The following is a 5,412-nucleotide window of genomic DNA, read 5'->3' on the forward strand; positions in this document are numbered from 1 at the left end:
TTTGGAGTGTCCAACAATAGGGGTGCAGGTACACTGCCGCCTGCGGGGTCTCACACGTGGGTCACTGGTCCCGCAGGAGTCTACGTGTCATTCCCCTGCTAGGGTCACTTTTACTATCTTTAAAAAGTATCTATTTCACATGCATTTGAAAAAAATTAACAGTAGAAGTCATATTAGTAATAAGTATTTTGAGAAAAAGATGTTATTTTCAGCTGTAGATCTTTAAAAAAAGTTGTTTTTTTAAAGAATCCTGCTCTGAAGAAGGTTTGTTCTCTTAGTGAAATGGAGCGGAAGCCACTCGACTCCTGCGGGAAATAGAGGTAGGGGTGAGACCCCACAGGCGTAGCCGAGGAGGCTCACCACCTCCCCGCGGAAAGCGAGTGGCTGGAGCGCAATGGAACGAACATAGGAATAATACATATAACTTACACATCTAACCATTTTTCACGACGGTATCTTTCTAGCTCTTCAACTGGCATATTCACTTTTTCGGCCATTTCTTCTAGTGTAACATCTTTAGGCATTTTTCTTCTTGTTAGCTTTCCGTATTTCTTTTTATTATAGAAACTCCAGTAAAAAATGAAAAACGTTGCGATAAGGAGAGAAAGGGCTGTAACGAGAATGGCGAACAAGATAAATGGGTTTGTTGGAAGGTCAAAAAAATGAGCCGAAACCCGCGGCACTAATAATGAGAGAAGAAAGAAAAACAAACACCACATGAACAAGGTCAAATTGAACTCAATAACCTTTGTCATTGGTTTTTGATTGCCATCAATAATCTTCATTTCCGTAACCCCCGGTCTGGACTCTCCCACGTTGCAAATTCACTTCGATTTTTTGATAAAATTTTACATGCACGCGGAATGGCAGGAATCAAAACAAGTACATTCAAAAACCAATAAAGTAATGGATACCAGGATGCCCATAAAATGTATTTCAGATTGGTTTTCTCGTATTTCTTGTCAATAAGCAAGGAAACCGTTAGTTGCACTAACGCTATAATCGCTAAGTACGTTCCATAGAGCAGTAACGTAAGATCAAATTCAAAAATGAGTACAAAACATAGATATAAAATCCAAATGATGGACCAGATGATGCTAATTACTTGTTCAATGTAAACAGCAAATAGTCGGCGCTGTTTATAATCAGTGAAGATTTTGTAGTGGCGGAGCAATGCTTCTACTCCTCCTTGGGCCCAGCGGATCCGTTGCTTCCATAATCCCCTCACCGTTTCTGGAACTAACATCCAGCATAATGCCCTTGGTTCGTAACGTACATCCCAGAATTTCTTTTGTAATTTCCACGTTACACCAATATCGTCAGCAATAATATCCTTATCCCAAAACCCGATATCAAGTAATGCTTTTTTTCGAAATGCAGCGACTACGCCTGATACCGTCATCACTTTTCCTATAATTCTTTGAGAACGTTTAATTAATCCGATAATGGAACAATATTCAATAAACTGTATTCGGGCAAGAAGAGAACTTCGATTACGTATTCTAGGATTTCCCGTCACGGCTCCCACTCGCTCACTATAATTTGGTGTTGTAAAATGTGGAATCAAATATTGTAGTGCATCTTTATCTAAACAAGCATCTGAATCTAATGTCAGAACAATTTCGCCATTTGATGCAAGCACTCCTAGATACAATGCATTTGCCTTTCCTTTGTTTTCCTTGCTGTTTACCACACGCAATCGATCAAACTTCCTGCTACAATCGACTAAAATTTCTTTTGTTGAATCCGTACTTCCATCATTAATGGCAATGACTTCGTAGTCTGGATAGTTTAACACCATTAATCCCTCTAACATCTCTTCAATCTGCTCGTCTTCGTTGTAACATGGGACCAAAATTGAGACAAAAGGAGTCTCTTTTAATTCTGGTGCAGCTGAATCGCCTGCCTCTCTTCGAAAATAAAACATGGTCCCACCAATAATCCAAAAAAGACTCATGAACAAAGGGTACAAAAACAGAAAAAATCCTACAGTCATTAGCATGGCATCGTATCCTTCCTGATCGAGCATGCTATACTATATTTCTGTTTTGGGAGTTTAGACTTTGTCTCAATTTATTTATTTTTGTGATTGACTTATTTCATTTGTAATTTCATGAAAAACTTTATTTGAGTATTTCACTTAGTGAAATGGAGCGGAAGCCACTGAAAAAGTGCCTAACTGCCGCAGGGGAATGACACTACGCTTTCCGCGGGTAGCCCGGTGAGCCTCCTTGCGGGTGCGAGTGGCTGCAGCGCAATGGAACGAACCTTGCTAACTGAGTCCCTACAAAAGCAACAATAAAAAAAGACTTTATCCCCAAAACGTAGCGCACTCAGGGATTAGTCTGTCTATAACTTACATAGTGAACAGAAGACAGAGGGCATCCCTCTGTCTTTGTCCTGTACACCTTTTAGCTCGTAATTTTCTTATAACTATCGTGCTTTACGACTGTGCGCAATTTGATTCCTTCTTTTTGAAAGACATCATCAAATTGTACGGCAATGGTATTATTATAAATGTTGACAACATCTGCTTTTTCACCTTCATATTGACCTTTGGTGACTTCGATTCGGTCCTCAATTTTTAGGTCAATTTCTGGTTTTTCTGCTCCAGCCATAAAAGCCCTCCTTTGGTGTAAAAACAACATTATAAGTGTAACTTGATCTAGGTTATTTTATTTATGATTCCTTTAATTTTGTCGCAGTGCTTTTTTTCAAAAATAATCGCGCATACTATAAAGAGAAGGATCTAAATGACCCTTCTCTCGTAAACGTTATCTTACTGCTCTCGCTCCTAAGTAACGTGGTTTCCAGTAAGAATTATTCATATCGGCAATCGTTACTCCTGTACTCGACCCGGCATGGATGAATTTATTATCACCCATGTAAATGCCCGCATGAGACGGTCCTGTTGCTGTTTCAAAGAAAACAATATCCCCTTTTCTCGGTGCAGATACTGGTGTTGTCGCACTCCAGATCGTAGCAACCGTTCTAGGAATCGATACCCCTAGATTGTTATATACATAGTTTAAAAAACCAGAGCAATCAAAACCAGCCGGCGTACTTCCGCCCCACACATAAGGAACCCCTAAATATTTTCTCGCTTCTGCAATAAGAGCATCGGCATTAAACGTAGTTGTGGCAGTTGGTGCTGGTGTTGTTCCACTTGCCGTTAACCTTAATACTTGACCGACGAAAATATTATCGCTTGTTAAGTTGTTCATTGATTGTAATTGCTGCACGGTTAAATTGTGATTGGTTGCAATTCTCCAGAGGGAGTCCCCTGATTTCACAGTATAGCTCGTTGCCGTTGATGTAGATGCTAAAGGAGCCGTTCCTCCACCTGGAATGGTTAGCACTTGTCCTACTCGAATTAAATCCGACGTTAAGTTGTTCACTGTCTTGAGCTCTGCAACCGTTGTTTGGTGATTTCTTGCAATGCCAAAGAGACTGTCACCGGATTTGACGGTATAAGTTTGAGAGGTATTAGAACTTGGTGCATGAAGCAATAAAACTTGCCCAATATGAATCGTGGAAGAGGATAATTGATTGAAAGACATGACTTGATCAACGCTTAGATTGTTTGATGTCGCAATTCTCCATAACGTATCCCCAGATTGAACGACATGTGTATGTCCACTTGCTGATGCTTGATCTCCCAAGCCTAATGCAAGAAACCCAAAGAGAGCTCCCGCCATGATATACTTTTTCACTAAAACGCACACTCCTATGTATGATTTTTCTAAGTTGAATCTAGCAATCTATACCATCATACCTTGAGTTTAGGAATGCTTGAACGAAATTTCACTGGTAGGAATTCAAGTTATTTACAAAGGGAATCTCTTAACCCAAAAAGAGATTGAGAATTCTGAAAAATAATGTATAATGGGAGTTATTACATAGTCTTTTTGTATGATTTCCTGAATCAACATTTTTTCTCTTAGTGCAATGGAGCGGAAACCACTCGACTCCTGCGGGAAATAGAGGTAGGGGTGAGACCCCACAGGCGTAGCGAGGAGGCTCACCACCTCCCCGCGGAAAGCGAGTGGTTGCAGCGCAATGGAACGGACATTGGAAGGAATACTAGCCATAGCCTTTTCAATCAATCACTATCTAAATAATCACAACCAAAAATGAAAGCGCTAACAACTTTACTAAACACGAGGAAGGTGACCCCTATGAAAAACTCTATTAAATCAAAATTAATCCTTGTTTCTGCCTTACTTCTGATCATTCCTATGTTGGTTTTAGGTTTTTTTACTTATACGAAAAGCCAGAGTAGCTTGGATGAATTAGGTGCAATCAAACTAACCAATAGTGTTGAAATGACCATTGAGCTTATTGATGCTCTTCAGTCTGAAGTTGAAAAAGGAACATTAACGCTTGAGGACGCACAGGAAAGAGTTAAGCTAAGTATTTTAGGAGAAATGAATGATGAAGGCAGGCGACCGATTAATGAAAACATTGATCTAGGTGAGTATGGGTATTTATTCATAATTGGACAAGATGGTACCCTCATTGGACATCCAAACTTAGAAGGGACAAGCATTTGGAATGAGGTTGATTCAAACGGTGATTATTTTGCTCAGGACCTTGTTAGTCAAGGAAATCTCGGTGGCGGTTTCACCTATTATGACTGGCCTCTTCCTCATAACGAAAACATCATTGAACGAAAAGTAACGTATTCCAAAGTGGACCCGCACTGGGATTGGGTTGTAAGCAGCGGGGCGTATATGAGCGATTTTAATGCCCCTGCAAATGATATACGAACAACGATCATAATCGTGACTTCCGTTACACTTCTGCTTGGAGTTGCTGTTATTTGGTTATTTGCAACACGTATCACGAAGCCTATTCAACAAGTAACTGAGCGAATGCTGCAATTAAAACAAGGAGATTTACGCAATACTCCGTTACACATTAAGACAAACGATGAAATTGGAAAAATGGCTACAGCTATGAATGATATGCAAAAAGGGTTACAAGATATGTTGACAAGTATCACCGCTGCCTCAGAAAATCTCTCTGGACGAAGCGAAGAATTAACTCAGTCGGCCAATGAGGTGAAATCAGGCTCTGAACAAGTGGCTGTCACCATGCAAGAGCTAGCTTCAGGAGCTGAAACACAAGTGAACAGTGCAAGTGACCTCGCAACCTTAATGGAGTCATTTGTTACAAAGGTTCAGAACTCAAGTGAACAAGGGAAAAACATTTTAACATTTACGGAAGAAACCCTTCAATTAACAGATAAAGGAACTGACTTGATGAAATCGTCTACTCAACAAATGGCGACCATTGATCAACTAGTTAAAGATTCGGTTCAAAAAGTACAAGGATTGGACAAGCAGTCTCAGGAAATCTCAAAATTAGTGTCTGTTATTAAGGATATCGCTGAACAAACAAACCTGTTGG

Annotated in this window: 5 protein-coding genes; 1 reads left to right on the plus strand and 4 read right to left on the minus strand. The window is 40.0% G+C overall.

Annotation, left to right across the window (positions count from 1 at the left end; genetic code table 11):
• Positions 1–425: 425 nt before the first annotated feature.
• The 4 genes from pgaD to JCM9140_RS21430 form a co-directional block, all read right to left on the minus strand.
• Positions 426–785, minus strand: a complete 360-nt coding sequence (gene pgaD / locus JCM9140_RS21415) for a poly-beta-1,6-N-acetyl-D-glucosamine biosynthesis protein PgaD (RefSeq protein ID WP_034751528.1) — start codon at positions 783–785, stop codon at positions 426–428.
• On the minus strand, positions 782–2,002 hold the full coding sequence (gene pgaC, locus JCM9140_RS21420; protein WP_034751531.1) for a poly-beta-1,6-N-acetyl-D-glucosamine synthase: 1,221 nt from the start codon (positions 2,000–2,002) through the stop codon (positions 782–784). Before pgaC ends, pgaD begins: the two co-directional genes overlap by 4 nt.
• Positions 2,003–2,411: 409 nt before the next feature.
• A complete protein-coding gene (locus JCM9140_RS21425; protein WP_034751533.1) occupies positions 2,412–2,618 on the minus strand; it encodes a hypothetical protein in 207 nt (68 codons plus the stop codon).
• A 156-nt stretch (positions 2,619–2,774) separates the two neighbouring features.
• On the minus strand, positions 2,775–3,713 hold the full coding sequence (locus tag JCM9140_RS21430) for a C40 family peptidase (protein ID WP_034751536.1): 939 nt from the start codon (positions 3,711–3,713) through the stop codon (positions 2,775–2,777).
• A 465-nt stretch (positions 3,714–4,178) separates the two neighbouring features.
• On the opposite strand from JCM9140_RS21430, the gene JCM9140_RS21435 reads away from it, so the two are divergent.
• On the plus strand, positions 4,179–5,412 hold a 1,234-nt coding region (locus JCM9140_RS21435), incomplete at its 3' end, for a methyl-accepting chemotaxis protein (protein WP_034751538.1).

Origin of the sequence: Halalkalibacter wakoensis JCM 9140 (assembly GCF_000513095.1) — a bacterium.
GTDB classification, from domain to species: Bacteria; Bacillota; Bacilli; order Bacillales; family Bacillaceae_D; genus Halalkalibacter; species Halalkalibacter wakoensis.

What these genes read in the sequence shown, in the direction of transcription:
- pgaC (WP_034751531.1), bottom strand. Translation starts at nt 2,002, where the DNA reads ATGCTAATGACTGTAGGATTTTTTCTGTTTTTGTACCCTTTGTTCATG.
- pgaD (WP_034751528.1), bottom strand. Translation starts at nt 785, where the DNA reads ATGAAGATTATTGATGGCAATCAAAAACCAATGACAAAGGTTATTGAG.
- JCM9140_RS21425 (WP_034751533.1), bottom strand. Translation starts at nt 2,618, where the DNA reads ATGGCTGGAGCAGAAAAACCAGAAATTGACCTAAAAATTGAGGACCGA.